Here is a 19277-nt window from a genome sequence, read left to right as displayed (position 1 = left end):
GGCGGGTGAACCGGCCCGTCGGCGAGGTGCGAAGGGGCGGCGGACGCCGAACGGCCGACGCCGGCGAGAGGGTGACGCCGGCGGGAGGTGCGACGCCGGCGGGGATGTCAGGAGGGCCGCGAGACGGCGGCGAGAAGCTCGGGGAAGCGGGCGTATCCGATGGTCGCGGCCAGCCGCCGGCCCCCGAGGCCCACCGCCAGGCCGTACGGCACGACCAGCAAGGACACCCAGGTCAGCCCGAACAGCACCGGCACCACCACCGGCGCCGACAGCGCGCTCGTGCCGAGCATCGCGCCGAACGACCCGGCGAAGGCCACCCCGCCCTGGCCCGGGGCGGCGCTGGTGAAGGCGTTGAGCCGCTCTGGATAGGTGTAGGGCAGGACCACACTGGTCACCGCGCCCACGCCGAGCGCGATCTGCAGCAGTCCGAGGGAGGCGAGCAGCGCGGGCAGGGCCCAGACCGGACGCCCGGCGATCACCGCCCCGGCGATCGACAGCACGGCGAGCAGCGGGGCCGCGGCGAGCGAGACGGCCAGCTGCCGCCCCGCGAAGTCGGTGCGCAGGTCGCGCGGGGAGGAGTACACGATCAGGTTCATCCACATGGCCCGGCCGTCGATGCCGAAGGCGTTGGCGCCCTGCAGCCCGATCATGAGCGCGCCGATGCACGCCGGGGCGACGGCCAGAGCCGGGCCCGCCATGCTGTTCGAGTCGCCGCTCAGGGAGAACATCAGCACCGCGGAGATCCCCACCGCGGCCATCCATCCCATGCGCCCCCGAGGCTCGCGGCGCAGGTACTTCAGTTCCTTGGAGACGACGGCGCCGAGCGGGCCCGCGGGGAGCAGGCCGTCGAAGCGGCTGCGGCGCACCGAGCCGACCTCGGTGGAGGAGTCGGAGCCGGCCATCGTCCTGCGCAGCACGGCGATCCACACGACGGCGAGGACGAGCACCACGACGCCCACGGCCGCGATCTCGGCCAGCCCGGCGAGCGAGCCGTCGGCGATGGCGTGGGCGGCCATCGCGGGCGGCCCCCACCGCACCACGCCGGCCAGGCTCGCCAGCAGCTCGCGCGGCGCGGCGCCGATGCCCCGGTTGAGCAGGAGATTCGGCACCTGGGTCAGCAGGATGACGAAGACGGCGCCGACGGCGAGCAGGTCACGGCCGCGCCGGGTGCGCAGGACGCGCGACAGCGCCGTCGTGACGGCCCGGGAGGCCACCAGGCAGAACGCGAGCTGCAGGACCACCGCCACGAGGCCGATCAGCACCCCCGAGACGCCGCGCGCCAGGCCCACGACGGCGCCGAGGAGCGTGAACAGGGTGGCCAGCGGCCAGGGCCCGGTGACCGAGGCGGCGAACATGCCGGTGGCCATCTGGCGGGCGGTCAGCGGGAACAGCGCCAGCCGCGCCGGGTCGAGCGTCTCGTCGACCCCGAAGACGAGCAGCGGGCCGACCACCCACATCAGCGCGAGCAGGGTGAACAGCACCATGCCCACGTCCGTGGCGATGTCGGGCGGCGCCAGCCTCAGCAGGCCGGTCAGCGCGAGACCGCCGCACGCCGCCGTCGCCGCCCCGATGAGCGTGAGGATGAAACCGACCTGCCGCATGGCGTCGCCGCGCAGGTTGCCGGCGATCAGCCGCAGTTTCAGCCGGACGAAGAGCCACGCCATGTGGGCTCCTCCCCGGAGCCGAGCCACGCCAGGCCCTCCTCGCCGTTCTCCCTGGCGCCGACCAGGTGGAGCAGGGCCTCGTTGAGGGTCTGGCCGCCGCGGACCTCGCCGATCGGGCCCTGGGCGACGATGCGGCCGAGGTTCATCACCGACACCCAGTCGCACAGCCGCTCGACCAGCTCCATCACGTGGCTGGAGAACACGACCGTGGACCCCGAGGCGGTGTAGCGCTGCAGGACCTCGACCAGCGTGTTCGCGCTGATCGGGTCGACTCCCTCGAACGGCTCGTCCAGGAAGAGCACCGCGGGGTTGTGCAGCAGCGCGGCGGCCAGGCCGATCTTCTTGCGCATGCCCGTGGAGTAGTCCACGACGAGCTTGTCGGCCGAGCCGGTCAGGTCCATGACCTTGAGCAGCTCTTCGGCGCGCCGGGCGACCTCGTCCTTCGGAATGCCCCTGAGCTGCCCGTTGTACATCAGTAGCTCGCGTCCCGACAGCCGCTCGAACAGCCGCAGCCCTTCGGGGAGCACGCCGATCTGGGCCTTGATCACAACGGGGTCGCGCCACACGTTCACCCCGCCGACCTCGGCGGAGCCCGCGTCGGGCCGGAGCAGACCGGTGATCATGCTGAGCGTCGTGGTCTTGCCCGCGCCGTTCGGGCCGACCAGGCCGGCGAAGCTGCCGCGCGGCACCACCAGATCGACTCCGGCCACCGCCACCTGCTGCCCGAACCGCTTGAACAGCCCCCGCGTGCGGACCGCCTCGGCGCGTCCGGCCTGCCCCGCGGAGGCGGGCGCGCCGTCCCCGGCGGCGAAGTGGGTCATGGTGCCACTCTAACCGCGCGGAATGCTCCGCCTCGGGATCAACCGCCAGGAATCCTCCGCCTCCCCTCGGCCGGCGCCGCAGGAGAATCAGGCTCCGGTTGACCAGGACCGCGAGGGAGAGGACTAACCTACGCACATGAGCGCTGACCCGGTTCCGCACGTCGATGCGGTGGAACTGCACACCACCGCGGGAAAGATCGCCGACCTCGAGCGACGTCTCGACGAGGCCGCCCACGCCGGGTCGGCCCGCGCCGTCGAGAAGCAGCACGCCAAGGGCAAGATGACCGCGCGCGAGCGGCTGGTCGCCTTCCTCGACGAGGGTTCGTTCGTGGAATTCGACGAACTGGCCCGCCACCGGGCGTCCGCCTTCGGCATGGAGGCCGAGCGCCCGTACGGCGACGGGGTGGTGACCGGGCACGGCACTGTGGCGGGCCGTCCCGTGGCGGTCTTCGCCCAGGACTTCACGGTGTTCGGCGGCTCGCTCGGCGAGGTCTTCGGCGAGAAGATCGTCAAGGTCATGGACCACGCGGTGAAGACCGGGTGCCCGGTCGTCGGCATCAACGACTCCGGCGGCGCCCGCATCCAGGAGGGCGTGGTCGCGCTCGGCCTGTACGCCGAGATCTTCAAGCGCAACGTGCACGCCTCCGGCGTGATCCCGCAGATCTCGCTCATCATGGGGCCGTGCGCCGGCGGCGCGGTGTACTCCCCCGCGCTGACCGACTTCGTGCTCATGGTGCGCGAGAAGTCGCACATGTTCATCACGGGGCCTGACGTCATCAAGACGGTGACCGGCGAGGAGGTCACCTTCGAGGAGCTCGGCGGAGCGCACACCCACAACTCCAGGTCGGGGGTCGCCCACTATGAGGCGGCCGACGAGAACGACTGCCTGGAGTTCGCCCGGACGCTGCTGTCGTACCTGCCGTCCAACAACATGGACGAGGCGCCGCTGTTCGACTCCCCCGCCGACCTGGCCGTCACCGACGCCGACCGCGAGCTGGACGCGCTCATCCCCGACTCGGCGAACCAGCCGTACGACATGCACCAGGTGATCGAGCACGTGCTGGACGACGGCGAGTTCCTGGAGATCCACGCCGGGTTCGCGCCGAACATCCTCGTCGGCTTCGGGCGGGTCGAAGGGCAGTCGGTGGGGGTCGTGGCCAACCAGCCGATGAGCTTCGCGGGCACGCTCGACATCGCCGCTTCGGAAAAGGCCGCGCGATTCGTCCGCACTTGCGATGCCTTTAATATTCCCGTCCTGACTTTTGTCGACGTTCCGGGGTTCCTGCCGGGTACCGACCAGGAATGGAACGGGATCATCCGGCGCGGCGCCAAGCTGCTCTACGCCTACGCCGAGGCCACCGTGCCGCTCGTGACGGTGATCACCCGCAAGGCGTACGGCGGCGCGTACGACGTCATGGGGTCCAAGCACCTCGGGGCGGACGTCAACCTGGCCTGGCCGACGGCCCAGATCGCGGTCATGGGCGCCCAGGGCGCGGTGAACATCCTCTACCGTCGCGAGCTGGCCGCGGCCGACGATCCGGAGGCCGAGCGCGCGCGCCTGATCACGCAGTACGAGGACACACTGGCCAACCCGTACCTGGCGGCCGAGCGGGGGTACGTCGACGCGGTGATCAGGCCCGCCGACACCCGGGTGCGCGTCGTCAGGGCGCTGCGCGCGCTGCGCAACAAGCGCCAGACCCTGCCGCCGAAGAAGCACGGCAACATCCCCCTGTAGGAGGCGTCCATGGATCAGCCCTATCTGAGGATCATTCACGGCGGCGCCACTCCGGAGGAGGTGGCCGCGCTCGTCATCGCCGTCGCGACAAGGGCGCCAAATCCCTCCCGACCTGTCCGAAGCCGCGAACTATGGCGTAGCCCAGCACATCAGATGAGAAGGGCCTTCCCTACGGGGCCAGGAGCGTGGCGGGCAAGCTCACGGCCTCATTAGATCTTTGGAAGTGGGTGTCAAGCGCGCTAAGAGTTGGGACTATCTAGAAATGGGGGAATATAGTCAGCCGATCATCGCCTAGGACCGAGGCCTGGAGGAGAGCATGGCAATCCCGGACCTCACACCGCATCCCGTGGCGGCGAAATACGCCGTCCTCGTGGACGTCGGCTATCTCTACGCTGCGGCGGGCGAGGTCATCCTGGGGGCCAAGGAGCGCAAGGAATATCGCGTGGCGGCCGACGAGCTCATCCAGGCTCTCAAGAAGCACGCCATGGAGCGCATCCCCGGCGAACTGCTGCGGGTCTACTGGTACGACGCCGCCCGTGACCGGGTGCCGACGGTCGACCAGCGGGTGATCGCGCAGCTGCCCTGGGTCAAGGTGCGCCTGGGCAACCTCAACGCCCGCGGCCAGCAGAAGGGCGTGGACGCGCAGATCCGCAGCGACCTCGAGGCCCTCGCCCGCCACCACGCGGTCAGCGACACCGTGCTGATCGCCGGGGACGAGGACATGGTGCCCGCCGTCGAGGCCGCCCAGACGTTCGGCGTGCGCATCCACCTGTGGGGGGTCGAGCCGCCGTACGGCACCAACCAGGCCGAGCGCCTCGTCTGGGAGTCCGACACGGTCGAGGAACTGACCGCCGAATTCCTGCGCCCCTACTTCAGCCGCTCCGCCCAGGTCGTGCCGGCCGCCGCGCCGTCGCCGCCCTCGCCCGCCCAGGTGTTCGCCGGGCGCACCGCGATGGCCAAGCCCGTCAAGCAACCCGGCCAGGTCACCAAGCTCGGGCCGAGCCGTCCGAGGGTCGAGGAGGTCGGCGAGCACGTCGCGCAGAAGTGGATCCTCACCCGGGGCCGCGACAACATCCGCGACCTGCTCCCCGGACCGCTCCTGCCGACGGTCATCGACACCGAACTGCTCATCGAGGCCGAGAAGGAGCTGGGCCACTCCCTGCGCCCCTATCCCGAGGCCCGGGTGTGGCTCCGCGACGGCTTCTGGGCCCGCGTCTACCGGGAGTTCGATCTCGGGGTCGGCATCTCCACCAAATGACCGCCCGGTGCCGGGGCACCTTCACGCGACCGACACCCCCGGCACCGGGCCCCACGTCGGGACGCGCGCCACGGCTGGGTCCGATTTCCGCCAGTGGCTCGCCGCTAGCAGGGCATAGCCTCGATCTGTGACCCCACACCAGACCCTCGACTTCGACTCCTGCTACCGGGCGGCGAGCGCCCGGGACACGAGGTTCGACGGGCGGTTCTACACAGCCGTCACCTCCACCGGCATCTACTGCCGCCCCATCTGCCCGGCCCGCACCCCCGCCCGGCGCAACGTCCGCTTCTACCGGCACGCCGCGGCGGCCGAGGCGGCCGGGTTCCGCCCGTGCCGGCGATGCCGGCCCGAGCTCAGCCCCGGCGACCCCGGCTGGGACGTCCCCGCCGACCTGGTGGGACGGGCCCTGCGGCTGATCGACGACGGGGTGGCCGACGAGTCCGGCGTGGCGGGGCTGGCTCAGCGACTGCACGTGACCGAGCGCCATCTGCTGCGCCTGTTCACCGCCCAGCTCGGCGCGGGTCCGCTGGCGGTGGCGCGGACGCGGCGGCTGCTGCTGGCCAAGCAGTTGCTGACCGAGACCCCGCTGCCGATCACCGACGTCGCCTTCGCGGCGGGGTTCGGCAGCGTGCGCCAGTTCAACGCGACCATGAAGGAGGCGTACGGCTTCGTGCCCGGCGAGCTGCGCACCTCCTCGGGGCCCGGCGCCGCCGGTCGCGGCATCGCGAGGCCGGGGCCCTGCGCCCCGGGCGCGCCGGCCGCGCTCACGCTGCGGCTGAACCACCGTGCTCCCTATGACGCCGAGACGCTGTTCGGGTTCCTGGCCGCCCGGGCGATCCCCGGGGTCGAGGAGGCCGGCCCGGGCGGTTACCGCCGCGCGGTCCCCGGCGGGATGATCGAGCTCACTCCGGCGGCCGGGCACGTCAGTCTGTCGGTGACCCTGGACGACACCCGCCACCTGGCGAAGATCGTCTCGCGCTGCCGCCGGCTGCTGGACCTGGACGCCGACCCGGCCGCGATCGCCGACGCGCTGGGCGCGACCGCGCTGCGGCCTCTCGTCTCGGACAGGCCGGGGCTGCGGGTGCCGGGCGCGTTCGACGGCTTCGAGCTGGCGGTGCGCGCGGTGGTGGGCCAGCAGATCTCCGTGGCCGGGGCCAGGACGCTGCTCGGCCGCATCGCCGCCCGCGCCGGCGCCGCCGCCAGGCCGGCCGATTCCCTCCAGCCCGCCGACCCCGTCCAGCCCGCCGAGCCCGCCAGGGCGGCCGAACCTGACCGGCGGGGTGACGGGGATGGCGCGAAGGGCGGTGGGAAGCCGTTCCTGGTGTTCCCGACCGCGGAGCGGCTGGCCGAGGCCGATCTGTCCGGTCTCGGGCTCACCGGACGGAGAACGGCGACGCTGAAGACGCTCGCCGAACAGGTGGCCGCCGGTGAGCTGGACCTGGACGCGGGCGCCGATCCGGCCGAGGCGGCCGGACGGCTGATGGCGATTCCGGGCATCGGCCCGTGGACCAGCGGCTACATCGTGATGCGGGCGCTGCGCGACCCCGACGCCTGGCCCGCCGGCGATCTCGGCCTGCGAAGGGCCATGCGGGCGCTCGACATCCCCGAAGACGACATCGAGCGATGGCGGCCCTGGCGGGCGTACGCCGCCATGCACCTCTGGAGTTCGGAGTGACGCCCACCCCGGGTGCGTCCAGACCGGCTCGTCAGCGCTCAACATGCCATATACAAGGAGATCTCATGACTTCGACCATCGATGCTCAGGTACTGCCCACGCCGACCGGACCGCTGTCGCTCCTGGTGCACGAGGGTGTGCTGGTCGCGGCCGGGTTCACCGCCGACCCCGGTGAGATGCACGCGCGCCTGGCCGTCACGCTCAAGGCGCTCCCGCTGCGCACCGTCGACGACCTGGGCAAGCCGGCCCAGGCCGTGCGCGACTACCTGGACGGCGATCTGTTCGCCCTGGACACCGTGGAAGTGGAGCAGCCGGGCACGCCGACCAGGCAGCGCCTGCTGACCGCGCTGCGCGCGGTGCCGGCGGGCACGACGGTGAGGTACGCAGAACTGGCCGAGCGCGCCGGGCTCCCGAGGACGGCGGCGCGGGCCGCCGGATCCGCCTGCGCGCAGAACCTCATCGCGCCGTTCGTCCCCTGCCACCGGGTGCTGCCCTCCGTGGGCGGCTTCGGCGGCTACTACTACGGCAGCCCGGTCAAGCAGTGGCTCCTCCACCACGAAAAGGCCTTGTGAGGCGACGTCACGGCGCATCGGCGCCCTCGATCACGAAAAGGCCCTGTGAGGCGCTGTCACGGCGCGTCCGCGCCCTCGATCCGGCGGCGGATCTTCTGCCGGATCCCTTCGGGCAGGGCCTCGGCGGCGGCGGCCAGGCGAGGCAGCAACTCGGGTTCGCGGGTCAGCGCGCGGAAGGCGACGGCGACGGTGACGTCATGGCCGGGCCGGTGGGCGATCTCGACCGCGTCCCCGGCCCGGATGTCACCCGGCTCGACCACCCGCAGGTACGCGCCGGGCGACGCGGCCTCGGTGAACCGATTGATCCATCCTTCCTGCTCCAGCCATCCCTGGAACGTCGAGCAGGGGATGCGCGGGCAGGACACCTCCAGCACCACCTGGGACCCGATGCGCCAGCGCTCGCCGATCAGGGCGCCGTTGACGTCGAGGCCGGCGATGGTGAGGTTCTCGCCGAAGACCCCGTTGGCCAGCGGCCTGCCCAGCTCGGCCTCCCAGCGGTCGAGATCCTCACGGGCGTAGGCGTACACGGCCTGGTCGGACCCGCCGTGGTGCGCGACGTCGTGGACGCGGTCACCGGCGAGGCCGACGGCGCCGGTGCCCTTGGGGCCGGGATCGCGCACTGAGACGGGTCCCTCGACGGGCCGCTTGTCGATGCCCGTCGAGCCGCTCTCCTTCCACGGGTTGGGCCGCGGCTTGCCGACATTGACCGACAGCAGTCTCATATCGGCCACGGTACGTGCGCCCGTCGCCTTCGACGACCCTTTTTCGCTTCGCCGTGTCCGGCGGGAGGACCCGGGGCGCCGGACGCCGCGACCGGAGTCAGGCGCCGGCCGACCAGCGCCAGAAGTCGCGCATCACGGGAGGCGGCGTCGGTCCGGTCATCGCCACCTGGGTGAGCAGGATGGTGACCGTGCCGGTGGACGGGATGATGTGCGCCGCCGTCCCGGTGCCGCCGACCCAGCCGTAGCGTCCCGGGACGTTCCAGGGGGCGATGGCCTGGACGTCGACCGAGCCGCCGAAGCCCCAGCCCTGCCCCTCCAGGAACAGCGTGGCGGCCTCGCGCTGGGACGGCGTCAGATGGTCGGTGGTCATCTGCCGCACCGACGCCCGGGACAACAGCCGGCGGCCGCCGGCGGTCCCCTCGGCGAGCAGCATCCGGGCGAAGGACAGCAGGTCGCCGGCGGTCGAGACCAGCCCTCCGCCCCCGGACGGGAACGGGGGCAGGGTGCTCCACTCCTCGCCGGTGACGTCGAGCCGCTCCAGTCCGCCATCGGGATCGGGGCGGTAGTAGCCGGCGAGCCGGTCGAGCCCGCCCGCGGGCAGCTGGAATCCGGTGTCGGCCATACCGAGCGGCTCGAACAGCCGCTCGGCGAGGAACTCGGGCAACGGCCGCTCCGCGACCCTGGCGATGAGCACGCCCTGGATGTCCGAGCAGGTGTTGTACAGCCAGGCGTCCCCCGGCTGGCGCAGCATCGGGATGCGGCCCAGCGTCGCCATCCACTCGTCCGGCTCCGCGACGGCCTGCGGCTGCGGCGGCCCCTGCTTCAGCTCGCCGAACAACGGCGCGACCGCCGGCAGCGAGAAGTCGGACGGGAATCCGTACCCGGCGCGGAAGGTGAGCAGGTCTTCCACGGTGATCGGCCGGGCGGCCGGGACCACGTCGTCGATGGGGCCGTCGGGCGTCCGGACAACGGAAGGTGACGCCAGCTCCGGCAACCACTGCGCGACCGGGCTGTCCAGGGCGATGCGCCCTTCGTCGACCAGCATCATGACCGCCGCGGCGACGATGGGCTTGGTGACCGAGGCGATGCGGAAGATCGTGTCCCTGGTCATCGGGGAGGTGCCCTCGACGTCGGCGAAGCCGGCGGCCTCGCTCTCGACCTCCTCGCCCCGGGCCACCAGGCCCACCGCTCCGGGCACCGTTCCGTCGCCGGCGCACGTCTTCAACAGGCCGTGCAGAGTCGTCATCGGTCGACCCTCTCAAATATGCGGTCGCACCGTAAGTGGAGCGGCCGAACGCGAACCCGCGCCCTCCTGACCGGCGCGGCGCCGGTCAGGAGTCGCCGGCGCCGTCGCGGACGGTGGTCTGCACCTCGCCGACGGGGACGTCCCGGGTGGCCGTGGCCTGGACCGGCTGGAAGGCGAAGCCCACGCCGCCCCCGCCCGTGACCGGCCAGACGGTGGTCACGGACATGACGTACACCTTGCGCGGCTGGTCGACGGAGGCGCGCAGGTAGCGCACGCCGCAGCGGAAGGCGCCGCCCTTCACGTAGGGGTGACCGGTCGCGCCGCAGTCCTGCTTGACCTCGGCCCGCCCGGCGGGGGCTCCCGACTTGATCTCGACGCGGGACAGGGTGGCGGTCACGGTGGCCGACATGACGCCCGGGATCTCGGCCGTCACCGAGCGGCTGGTCTCGCCGGTGCCTTCGAGCCAGACCCAGGTGGGGAGGTTCACGTAGCTCTTGACGTCCGGGCTCAGCTCGACGCGCGGCTCGGGGACGGTGAGCGCGGCACGGGCCAGCTGGTAGAGCTCCTCCAGGGTGATCCCGCCCGGCGGGGCGCCTCCCTCGGGCACCCAGACGGCTCCTTCGAGCGCCGTCCAGCACGAGAGCCCGTCGGGGTCGGCGGCGTTGTAGGCGGGCACCCACCAGCGGCCGTTCTCGCCGACCTTGTCCTTGTACTGCTTGAGGAAGGTGTCGAAGTCCTGCTCGGTGCCGTCGGGGTGGGTGTGGAACCAGAACTGCCGGACGTCCTGGTCCTGCTGCCGGTTCAGCATGGAGTCGGCGTCGTCCCCGGGCTCGTACCAGCAGGGACGCTTGACGCGGTAGCCGTCGCTCTTGGCGCCGAGCCCGTTGCCGCTCAGCACGATCTTGGAGTTGCGCAGGATGACGCCGCTCGTGCGGTCGTTCTGGTACCCCTCGCCCATCGGGCCGCCGGGGTCGGGCACCGGCGCGGTGAACAGGGCGGCGGTCAGCACGTACGACAGCAGTGATCTCATCGGCGGCACTCCTTCGCACGCTGATGGGGATAGGAGGCATGCATGTACGTCTTGATCCGCCAGTCTCCGTCGTCGCTCTTGCGCACGGCGGCGACCTGGAGGTAGACGGCGGCGGGCGGGCGGGTCCAGGCCGGCTGGCGGGCCAGGGGCCGGCCGCCGACGGCGTCGGTGACCCGCACGCCCGACTCGTCGACGCAGGCGTCGATCTCGGCGCCGCGCCCGGTGACCGACGCGACGCGGACGGCGTACAGTTTGGCCGCCCCGGTGGCGGACTCGCGCCGGTCCACGAAGCCGCGCACCCAGGTGTAGGCGTCGCGACTGGCCTGGTCCTCGACGCCGGCGAGGTAGGTGTGGTCCTCTCCCTGGGTGACCACGGCCTTCCACGACCCGACATAGCCGTCGGTGAAGGCCTTGACCATGGCCTGCTGCTCGGCGTCGAGCCCGGCCGGCCACTCGATCGACACGGTCATGCCGGGGGTGACCTCGACGGTCTCGGCCCATGGCGTCGACAGCACCCCGGGGGCGCCGCCGGGGCCGGGCGTCTGGGCGACGGCGGACGTGCCGGTGAGAGCGCCGGACGACGCCGCGCCGCCGGGGGTGAACGGGCGCTCGGCGCCGGCGTCCGCGCAACCGGCGCCCAGCAGGCAGCTTCCGCCCAGGGTGACGGCGGCCAGGGCGGTCCGCATCCGCATGCCGCCGACGCTAACCACGCGCCGGACGGCCGGACCACCGTTATGCGCGTATCGGCATGAGTCACTCGAACCCCGCCCGTATCCGGTCAGACGACCAACCACCGCGACCTCTGTTCTCTCATCCGGTCTGGATTCTCGCGACCTGCTGTGACCTGCTTGTCAGGCCGACGGCATCGAGTGCAGCCGCCAGCTCGGCAGCAGCTCGTCGATCAGCGACTCGGTCTCGGGCGCCATCCCGCCGCCGTACGGATGGGAGGAGGCGCGGCGGTGCAGCCCGTCCACGACCGCGCGCAGTTTGAGCGGGTCGCCGGTGGCGTGCGCGGCCCGAAGGAGGTCGCGCCAGAGCCCTTCGTCGTCGGCGGCGAGCAGCAGCCCGGCCCGCACCGCGGCCACGGCCGCCTCGGGGTCGCCGTGCGCCAGCCGCACCTCGCAGAGCCGGTGGGCGGCGTCGGCCACGCTCGCCGTCACCTCGTACTCGAGCTCGTCGGCCGCCAGCCAGGCGTACCGTCCGCGCGGCCTGCCGTTGAGCAACGGGCCGCGGACCAGGCCGAGGGCCTTCTCCAGCAGCACGGCGCGCGCGCCTGGGTCATTGTGGGAACGGCGGACGAGCTCGCGGAACAGCTGCCAGTCGGACCGCACCTCGGGGCCGAGCCGCAGCCGCCCGGTGTCGTCGGTGCGCAGGTTCGGCCTGCCCTCGCTGTCGGTGCCGAGCCAGTCGGCCACCCGGGCGATCGTCGCGTCGCGGACGACGGCCTGCACTCCGCGCGGCCACAGGATGCCGCCCAGCACTACGGGATGCACGCCGGCCGGGTGGGTGGCGAGGTAGACGACCATCTCGCACGCCAGCTCGGCCCGGCCCTCCTCCAGCGGCGGCACCGGCCCGATCTCGATCGGCCCTAGGACGCGCACGTTGACCGACGGCGTGGTGGTGAACTCGCGGGCCGCCTCCTCCTCGCGCACCGGTTCGCCTTCCCTGCGCTCGGCGGTGCGGAAGAGCTCGATGACCGCGTCGTAGTGCCGGCGGGGCAGCAGCTGGGCGACCACCGTGACGCCGAGCGCCGCGATCTTGGCCTTGCCGTCGCCGGTGACCTCCCAGTTCCACGTGGCGTGCGGGATGTCCCCGGCGATGACGTACCCGGCGGCCGTGCGGGTGCCGGCGCGGCCGAGCATGGCCAGGCGGCGGGCCTCGTCGGGGTCGGGCGCGATCGCCGACAGCAGGTAGTGCGGAGGCCAGGCGGGGTCGGTGGCCCGCCCGTGGATCCGGCCGGTCAGCACCTGGCCGCCGGCGACCGCGGACGCCTCCGCCCTGGCCTCCAGCTCGGGCAGCGCCTCGGCCAGGCTGCCGGCGACCCGGACGCGGTGCGGGGCGATCATGGCAAGGTCGGCGCCGAAGCCGACCAGCGTGATGCGCATCTGGTCGGACCAGCGGTTGGTGGCCAACTCGACGGCGAGCGCGGACAGGGCGTCGCGCACCCGGTGCCCGGTGACGGCGATCACGCCCTGCGCGGACTCGAGGTCGATCAGGACGCGGCCCGTCTCGGTCACCCCGAGCGAGACCAGGCCAGGGTACGGCGCGGGCACGTCCGCGAGGGCGTGGTCGTCGATCGCGCGGCCCTCGTGGGCGAGCAGCCGCCAGGTGCGGCCGCCGTCGTGCGACTCCCACGGCTCGGGCGCGTCCGGCTCGGGCGGGTGGATCCACAGGTCGAGCCCGCGGGAGGACAGGTGCACCGCATAGATGGTCGGCGGGACGCGGCCCTGCTCGGCCAGCAGCTTGCCGAGCAGGCGCAGCCCGTAGTCGAGCATGCGGCTGCCGGGGGCGTCGGAGCCGAGGCGCAGCGCGACCTCCGCGCCGGCGGCGTCGCCGCGCGGCCGGGGGATGCGGTGGCCGAAGGCGCGGTTCCAGAGCTGCTCGCGACGGCGCCGGCCGAGCGCGGCCAGCAGCCCGGCCGCGGCCAGCGACCCGCCGGCGAGGTACTCCAGCAGGTCCAGGCCGCCGCCGTGGTCGCGGCTCTCGGGCGCCTCGCCCACCGGCGAGACGGCCGTCCTCGGCGCCTTGGCCGAGACGGTGGGCGCCTTCGCCGGCGGCGGGAGGTGGTAGGTGCGCTCGGGCAGCCCCGCCGAGGGCAGGCCCACGCCGGTGCGTCCCTGCTTCGCCCCCGTCTCGCCGGCGCCGTCGCCACGGCCGCCCGTCTCACCGGCGCCGTCGCCATGGCCTCCCGACTCGCCGGGCCCGCTTCCCCGGCTCTCCGCGCCGCCGGCTCCCGCCCGCTCGCCGGCGCCTCCGACGCCGGACGTCCCCGGCTCTCCTGTGCTTTCACGGCCGGACGTCCCGAGCCCACCGGCGCCGTCGCGGCCGGACGTCCCCGGCGCGCCGTCACCGCCGGGCCTCGCCGTGCGGTCTCCCTTCTGGAGGGCGCCGGACTTCCCGCGCGTCTCCTCCGCGGTTCCCGTGGCCGGCCGCGGATGCCGTGTCACGCCGGTGCTCCGCCCGGCCCCGCCCTCGTCCTTGGCGCTCCCGCCCTCCACGCCGGAGGCGGAGGGCACGAACTGGGTGCGGCCGTCCAGCTCGGCCGGCTCGCCCGGGTGCCTCTTGAGTGTGGTCTCCCGCGGCTCGTCCACCGGGACGACATGGACGTTCCTGGCGTCGTCCGGCATGTCGAGCACCCAGCCGGGCCTGATCAGGTCGGCCATCTTCAGGCGGGTGCCGTCGGGCTGCGGCCTGTGCTGGTTGAGCCGGTAGATCTCGGGATACCTGCGCCCGTCCCCCAGGCACTTGTCGGCGATCTCCCACAGGCTCTCGTGGTGGCGGCCGTGCGGCGGCTGGACCACGTAGACCTTCTTGACCTGGCGGACCTCTTCCAGCGCGGACCCCACCGCGGTCCCGGTCTCGTGCATGGGGGAGCTCAGGGCCGCCGCCACCACCGTGGGACGGGCCGGCGGCGCGACGGAGCCGAGGCCGGCGATCGGGATCGCGGCGGCCGACACGGTGAACAGCATCAGCGCGGTGGAGACCAGCCGGTTCGCCAGGGCCTGCGGCCCGCCCGACAGGGGGACCCGCGCGGGCATGCCGATGCGGCGGATGCCGGAGTAGACCTCCACGACCACGCAGATGACGAGCTGGAACCAGGTGAGCCACACCAGCAGGACCAGGATGGCGACGGCCGTGGTGGTGCTGATCTGCCGGGTCAGCAGGTCGCCGTTGAGCAGGTCCGCGGGCAGCGGCGGGCCGGCCAGGCGGAGCAGGGCGTAGGGGACGCCGCCCATGAGCGCGGCGAGCGCCAGGAGCGCGGCGACGCCGGCGATGACGTCGCCGAACGTGCGCCGCGGCCGGATGCGCTGGACCGGCGCCGCCGCCGGCCGGTACGGCGGGCGCGCCGGGGGTCTGCGTGACGCGGTCATGCTATCCCTCCTGGTCGCCGGGGTCGGGGCCCGCGGTGGCGGTGCCGGACATGTCGGAACCTGCGAATCCGAAGGCCGCGAGGAACATGGCCTCCCACCGGGCGCTCACGGCGACCGTCACGGCGGCCTGCCCCGCGGCGACGCCGCACCGGGTGAGCTTGATCTCGTCACCGTCGTGCGCGTCGACGATCTCCCGTGCCCGGCCGCAGACGACCCGCTCGTCCCCGAGCAGGCGCACCTGGCCGGTGGTGCGCAGGTTCTCGACGTCGATCTGGTCGGCCGCGGCCCGCGCCGCCTGCTCGGCGACGTCGGACGCCCGCAACCGGGCGTTGATCGCCGCGCCGCCGTCCACGAGCAGGCCCGCCAGCAGGAACACCACCACCGAGAAGATCACCACGAACACCGACATGGACCCGCGGTCTCCCCGGAGCCGGACGCCTCCCTCCCGGCCGCCGGCGCGCGCCCGGGCGGCGCGCCCCAAGGTCACCCGGCCACGGCCGGGACGGCCGCGGGCGGGGCGGCTCGCGTCGCCGCGACCCCGGATCATTCGACCCTCCTGAACTGCTCCAAGGGCACCACCGAGTCGCCCTTCATCTGCCTGGCCGCGCCGAACCCGAGGAAGTCGAGCTTGAGCTCGCAGCTCACACCGGCGCGCACGGTGCCGCCCTCGCGCCAGTCGCTGCCCGAGAGGCTGACGACGGGTGCGCACTGCCCCCGCAGCGCCGACCGGGCGGCGTCGCGGGCGGCGCCCTCGGCCGCGGCCAGCGTGCGCTGGACGGACGCGGCGCGCGCGGCGTCCCTGGCCGCGCCGTTGACCTCGCCCTGCGCCTCGACGACGCGGCCCGCGCCGACCAGGAACATCAGGAACAGCAGGAAGACGGGGGCCAGCATCACCGTCTCGACCGCCATCGACCCCCGGTCGCGCCCGTGCCGGGACGCGCGCGCCGGGGCTCCGCTCACCACGGGCCGCCGCACCGGCTCACGCCCCTCGCCGGCCCGCGCGCCGTGACGCCGCGCGGGATGATGATCACGATGGCGGCTTTCCGGTACCGCCGCCCCCACCGCCGAAGTTGCTCTGGATCTCGGCCTGCTTCTGCGTGACCAGCGTCCTGATCAGCGTGGCCAGGCCGAGGGCCACGCCGGCGATGATGGCGGTGATGATCACCCATTCGACGGCGGAGGCTCCGCGTGAGGGAGCGTTCCTGGCTCGGTCGAGACGCACGTGGAGTACGGCGATCAGGTAGGTGAACCACGGTGGTGTGAACATCTATGACCCCAACATCTTCATCGCTGCCGGATAACTGAGAAAGATCACGAAGCCGGCGCAGAGCAGGAGCTGGGCGACCAGCATGGACTGTGAACGCTCCCCCGCCTGGCCCTCGACCTCGGCCAGCTCGCGCCGGCGCATGGTCGCCGCCCGGGCGGTGAGCGAGGCGCGGACCTTGGCGCCGTCGTCGGCGACCAGGCCGAGCGCCGCCGACAGGTCGCGCAGCTCGTCGACGTTGATCTCGTCGCCGAGGCGGCCGAGCGCCTGCCAGGGGGTGATGCCGATGATCCTGGCGTTGGCCAGTGCCTCGCGGATGCGGGCCATCGCCCAGTTGCGCGAATCGCCGCCCTCGCCGACCGACACGGCCATCAGCAGCGCCTCGGGCACACCCCTGCCGCCGGCGAGGTTCATGGCGACCAGGTCGAGGAAGGCGCCCACGGCATGCCGGAAGTCGCGGCGGCGCACGGCGGCGTCCCTGCGGATCTGCAGGTCGGGGAGGAAGAAGAAGACCAGTGCCACGATCAGCGCCGCCCACAGCGGCACCTGGAGCGGGACGCCCAGCTCCATCAGGGTCAGCCAGCCCGCCAAGATCGGGAACGCCAGCAGGCCGGACACCGCGAGCAGCATCTTGGTGGCCAGATAGCCCTCGAACGACCTGCCGAGCAGCGCGAGGTCGGCCCGGGTGGAGCGGACCTCCCAGCCCCGCGCCGCGTACAGCTGGGCGAGCCGCGCGCCGACCTCGCGGCGCAACGCGCTGACCTCCTCGTCGGGGTTGATCAGGCGCAGCCGCGACGCGTCGTCGACCTCGCGGGCCGAGTCGAGCGCGAGCAGGCGGGCCACGAGCCCCGGCCTCGGCGGGAACAGCGCCCTGACCAGCAGGAACACCCCAAGGCCCAGCACCGCTCCCACCAGCACGTTCTCAACCATGGACGCTCACACCCCCTGTCACCGGCTCGCGCTCCAACGGGGCGCCCGTGGCCGGCCCGAGGAGCCGGGCGGGCTTGTCGAACCGGGCGAGCCGCCGCATCCACGCGAAGCCCGCGCCGAACAGCCCGGCGACGATCACCAGGACGGCCTGGCCGAGCAGGGAGTCGTACTCGGCGACGTAGGAGGGGTTGAAGATCACCAGCGCGGCCGCGAAGGCGACGGCCGTGCCCACGACGATCTGCACGCTGCGGCGCGTCGACCGGCGCTCGGCCTCGACGCGGCGGCGCATGTCCAGCTCTTCGCGCGCGGACACCGCCAGCGCGCCGAGCACCTCGCGCAGGCCGGGGCCGCGCAGCCGGGCGTTGAGGATGAGCGCCGCGATGACCAGGTCGGCGGACGGGTCGTTCAGCTCGTCGGCGAACAGCCGCAGCGCGTCGGGCAGCGGCATGCGGGTGTGCAGGCGGTCGACCATCGCCCGCAGATGGGGCCGCAGCGTCGGCGCCGCCGCCCTGATCGAGGAGGGGATCGCCTGCTCCAGGCCCGCCGCGCCCGCGATGGTGTCCCTGAGCGACTCGGTCCAGGCGGCCAGCCCTTCGAGGCGGGTCATGGCCGCCCGTTCTTCGGCCGCCCCGCCGGTCAGGCCGCGCCAGGCCAGCACGAGCAGCACGGCCCCGGCCGCCATGACCGGCCACCTCGTGATGATCAGCACCAGGCCGCCGGTGACGGTCGCGACCGCCGACCGCGTGGACAGCCGGCGCAGCAGTTCGCGGCGGTGGGCGGTGCGGTCGGGCGTCGCCGGCGCCGGGCGCAGCCCGTAGATCGCCAGGCCGAACAGGAACAGGCCGCCGCCGGCCGCCGCGCCCGCGAGGATCGCCAGCGGGTCGAACAGCCCGGCGGGCAGCGCCATCACGACCACGCTCCGATGGTCGGGTCGTAGCCGTACTCGGCCAGGTCGTCGATGCAGGCGATCGGCGCGTGCGGCACGGCGTACCCGTCCGGCCCCGGCGCGAAGACCTCCGAGGACAGCACGCGCCCGTCGACGCCGGCGACCTCGCGGACGCTCGCGACGAACCGCCGCAGCCGGCCGCCCCGGTGGTAGTCGTTGCGCTTCTCGATGAAGATCACGAAGTCGATGGCGCCCGCGATCAGCATGTGCGTCGCCTCGATCGGCAGGCGCTCCACGGCCTGGAGCGCGTAGGTGGAGATGCGGTTGAAGACCTCCATCGAGGAGTTGGCGTGGATGGTCGACAGCGACCCGTCGTTGCCCTGGGTCATGGCGTTCAGCATCGTGACGATCTCGTCGCCCAGCACCTCGCCGACGATCACCCGGCTCGGGTTCATGCGGAGCGACCGCCGCACCAGCTCGGCCATCGTGATCTCGCCCTGGCCCTCGGAGTTCGGCAGGCGATGCTCGAAGGCGACGACGTTGGGGTGCAGCTCGGGGAACTGGTCGAGCCCGAGCTCAAGCGCCCGCTCGACCGTGATCAGGCGCTCGTGCGGCGGGATCTCGTTGGCCAGCGCCCGCAGCAGCGTGGTCTTCCCGGCGTTCGTCGAGCCGGCGATCATGATGTTCTTCCTGGCCGCGACGGCCGCCGACAGGAACCGGCCCAGCTCGGGGGTCAGGGTGCCGTTGCCCACCAGGTCGCTGAGGAAGACCTTGCCGAGGCGGGCGCGGCGGATCGACACCGCGGGCCGCACCGTGACGTCCATGACGGCCGACAGCCGGGAGCCGTCGGGCAGGCGCAGGTCGAGCTGGGGGTTCGCGGTGTCGAACGCGCGGCTCGACAGGCCGCTGTAGGCGGCGAGGATCTGGATCAGCTCGATCAGCTCTTCGTCGGAGTCGGCCACCGGGTCGTGGACGAGCTCCTGCCCGTCGGCGTACCCGACGAAGACCCGGTCGCAGCCGTTGACGTCGATGTTCTCGACCTCGGGGTCGTCCAGCAGCGGCTGGAGCCGGCCGACGCCGAACAGCGCGGCGTGGATGCCCGCCGCCAGCGCCTCTTCCTCCTCGGCGGTCGGAGGCGTGCGCCCTGAGCCGATCTCGTTGCGGGCGTGCTCTTCGAGCACCTGGGAGATCAGCGCCCGCGCGAACTGGCGCTCGTCCTCCCCCGACATCGGGGTCAGGCCGCTCGCCTGGTCGAGCCGCCTCTGGTGCGCCAGCCGGTCCCCCACCTCCTGCCGGAAGCGCTTCACCAGCGAGTGGTCGGTGCTCATCGGCTCGCTCCGCTCGCGGAGCGAGGGCGTCCCTGTCCCACTCTGCTCATCGGAT

18 protein-coding genes are annotated in these 19277 nt (G+C 73.1%); 5 read left to right on the top strand and 13 right to left on the bottom strand.

Features of this window, described 5'->3' with window-relative positions:
• Nucleotides 1–107: 107 nt before the first annotated feature.
• Nucleotides 108–1664 (bottom strand): hypothetical protein, encoded by a 1557-nt coding sequence (locus ACFO60_RS11915; protein WP_380840088.1) that lies wholly within the window; start codon nucleotides 1662–1664, stop codon nucleotides 108–110.
• The gene (locus ACFO60_RS11910; protein WP_380840087.1) at nucleotides 1640–2485 is read right to left on the bottom strand and encodes an ABC transporter ATP-binding protein; all 846 of its coding nucleotides are present in this window, start codon (nucleotides 2483–2485) and stop codon (nucleotides 1640–1642) included. The genes ACFO60_RS11915 and ACFO60_RS11910 overlap by 25 nt, the downstream gene beginning before the upstream one ends.
• A 136-nt stretch (nucleotides 2486–2621) precedes the next feature.
• Between ACFO60_RS11910 and ACFO60_RS11905 the strand changes: the two genes are divergently transcribed.
• From ACFO60_RS11905 to ACFO60_RS11885, 5 genes are all read left to right on the top strand, one after another.
• The gene (locus ACFO60_RS11905) at nucleotides 2622–4220 is read left to right on the top strand and encodes an acyl-CoA carboxylase subunit beta (protein ID WP_380840086.1); all 1599 of its coding nucleotides are present in this window, start codon (nucleotides 2622–2624) and stop codon (nucleotides 4218–4220) included.
• A 9-nt stretch (nucleotides 4221–4229) separates the two neighbouring features.
• The gene (locus ACFO60_RS11900; RefSeq protein WP_380840084.1) at nucleotides 4230–4433 is read left to right on the top strand and encodes an acyl-CoA carboxylase subunit epsilon; all 204 of its coding nucleotides are present in this window, start codon (nucleotides 4230–4232) and stop codon (nucleotides 4431–4433) included.
• A gap of 103 nt (nucleotides 4434–4536) precedes the next feature.
• Nucleotides 4537–5478: an NYN domain-containing protein gene (locus ACFO60_RS11895; RefSeq protein ID WP_380840083.1), complete on the top strand. Its 942-nt coding sequence runs from the start codon at nucleotides 4537–4539 to the stop codon at nucleotides 5476–5478.
• Nucleotides 5479–5605: 127 nt separating this feature from the next.
• The gene (locus tag ACFO60_RS11890; RefSeq protein WP_380840082.1) at nucleotides 5606–7153 is read left to right on the top strand and encodes a DNA-3-methyladenine glycosylase 2 family protein; all 1548 of its coding nucleotides are present in this window, start codon (nucleotides 5606–5608) and stop codon (nucleotides 7151–7153) included.
• A 65-nt stretch (nucleotides 7154–7218) separates the two neighbouring features.
• Nucleotides 7219–7725 (top strand): methylated-DNA--[protein]-cysteine S-methyltransferase, encoded by a 507-nt coding sequence (locus ACFO60_RS11885; protein ID WP_380840081.1) that lies wholly within the window; start codon nucleotides 7219–7221, stop codon nucleotides 7723–7725.
• A 56-nt stretch (nucleotides 7726–7781) separates the two neighbouring features.
• Here ACFO60_RS11885 and ACFO60_RS11880 read toward each other — a convergent pair whose 3' ends face one another.
• The 11 genes from ACFO60_RS11880 to ACFO60_RS11830 form a co-directional block, all read right to left on the bottom strand.
• Nucleotides 7782–8447 carry an MOSC domain-containing protein gene (locus ACFO60_RS11880; RefSeq protein WP_380840080.1) on the bottom strand — a complete coding sequence of 222 codons (666 nt, stop codon included), beginning with the start codon at nucleotides 8445–8447 and terminating at the stop codon, nucleotides 7782–7784.
• Nucleotides 8448–8544: 97 nt separating this feature from the next.
• Nucleotides 8545–9693 carry a serine hydrolase domain-containing protein gene (locus ACFO60_RS11875; RefSeq protein WP_380840079.1) on the bottom strand — a complete coding sequence of 383 codons (1149 nt, stop codon included), beginning with the start codon at nucleotides 9691–9693 and terminating at the stop codon, nucleotides 8545–8547.
• Nucleotides 9694–9778: 85 nt separating this feature from the next.
• Entirely contained in the window at nucleotides 9779–10723 is a 945-nt protein-coding gene (locus ACFO60_RS11870; RefSeq protein ID WP_380840078.1) for a hypothetical protein, read from the bottom strand.
• On the bottom strand, nucleotides 10720–11415 hold the full coding sequence (locus tag ACFO60_RS11865) for a hypothetical protein (RefSeq protein ID WP_380840077.1): 696 nt from the start codon (nucleotides 11413–11415) through the stop codon (nucleotides 10720–10722). Before ACFO60_RS11865 ends, ACFO60_RS11870 begins: the two co-directional genes overlap by 4 nt.
• A gap of 159 nt (nucleotides 11416–11574) precedes the next feature.
• Entirely contained in the window at nucleotides 11575–14814 is a 3240-nt protein-coding gene (locus ACFO60_RS11860) for a BTAD domain-containing putative transcriptional regulator (RefSeq protein ID WP_380840076.1), read from the bottom strand.
• A 1-nt stretch (nucleotide 14815) separates the two neighbouring features.
• Entirely contained in the window at nucleotides 14816–15361 is a 546-nt protein-coding gene (locus ACFO60_RS11855) for a pilus assembly protein TadG-related protein (RefSeq protein WP_380840075.1), read from the bottom strand.
• A complete protein-coding gene (locus ACFO60_RS11850) occupies nucleotides 15358–15774 on the bottom strand; it encodes a TadE family protein (protein WP_380840074.1) in 417 nt (138 codons plus the stop codon). The genes ACFO60_RS11855 and ACFO60_RS11850 overlap by 4 nt, the downstream gene beginning before the upstream one ends.
• Nucleotides 15775–15841: 67 nt before the next feature.
• Nucleotides 15842–16081, bottom strand: coding sequence for a hypothetical protein (locus ACFO60_RS11845; RefSeq protein WP_380840073.1), 240 nt, complete (start codon nucleotides 16079–16081; stop codon nucleotides 15842–15844).
• Nucleotides 16082–17008, bottom strand: coding sequence for a type II secretion system F family protein (locus ACFO60_RS11840; protein ID WP_380840072.1), 927 nt, complete (start codon nucleotides 17006–17008; stop codon nucleotides 16082–16084).
• Nucleotides 17001–17915, bottom strand: coding sequence for a type II secretion system F family protein (locus ACFO60_RS11835; protein ID WP_380840303.1), 915 nt, complete (start codon nucleotides 17913–17915; stop codon nucleotides 17001–17003). Before ACFO60_RS11835 ends, ACFO60_RS11840 begins: the two co-directional genes overlap by 8 nt.
• A complete protein-coding gene (locus ACFO60_RS11830) occupies nucleotides 17915–19222 on the bottom strand; it encodes a CpaF family protein (protein ID WP_380840071.1) in 1308 nt (435 codons plus the stop codon). Before ACFO60_RS11830 ends, ACFO60_RS11835 begins: the two co-directional genes overlap by 1 nt.
• Nucleotides 19223–19277 lie beyond the last annotated feature (55 nt).

Source organism: Sphaerisporangium dianthi, assembly GCF_042654065.1.
Classification (GTDB): Bacteria; Actinomycetota; Actinomycetes; order Streptosporangiales; family Streptosporangiaceae; genus Sphaerisporangium; species Sphaerisporangium dianthi.
The sequence above is the reverse complement of the archived record's forward strand: the minus strand, read 5'-3'. Positions and strand labels throughout refer to the sequence as shown.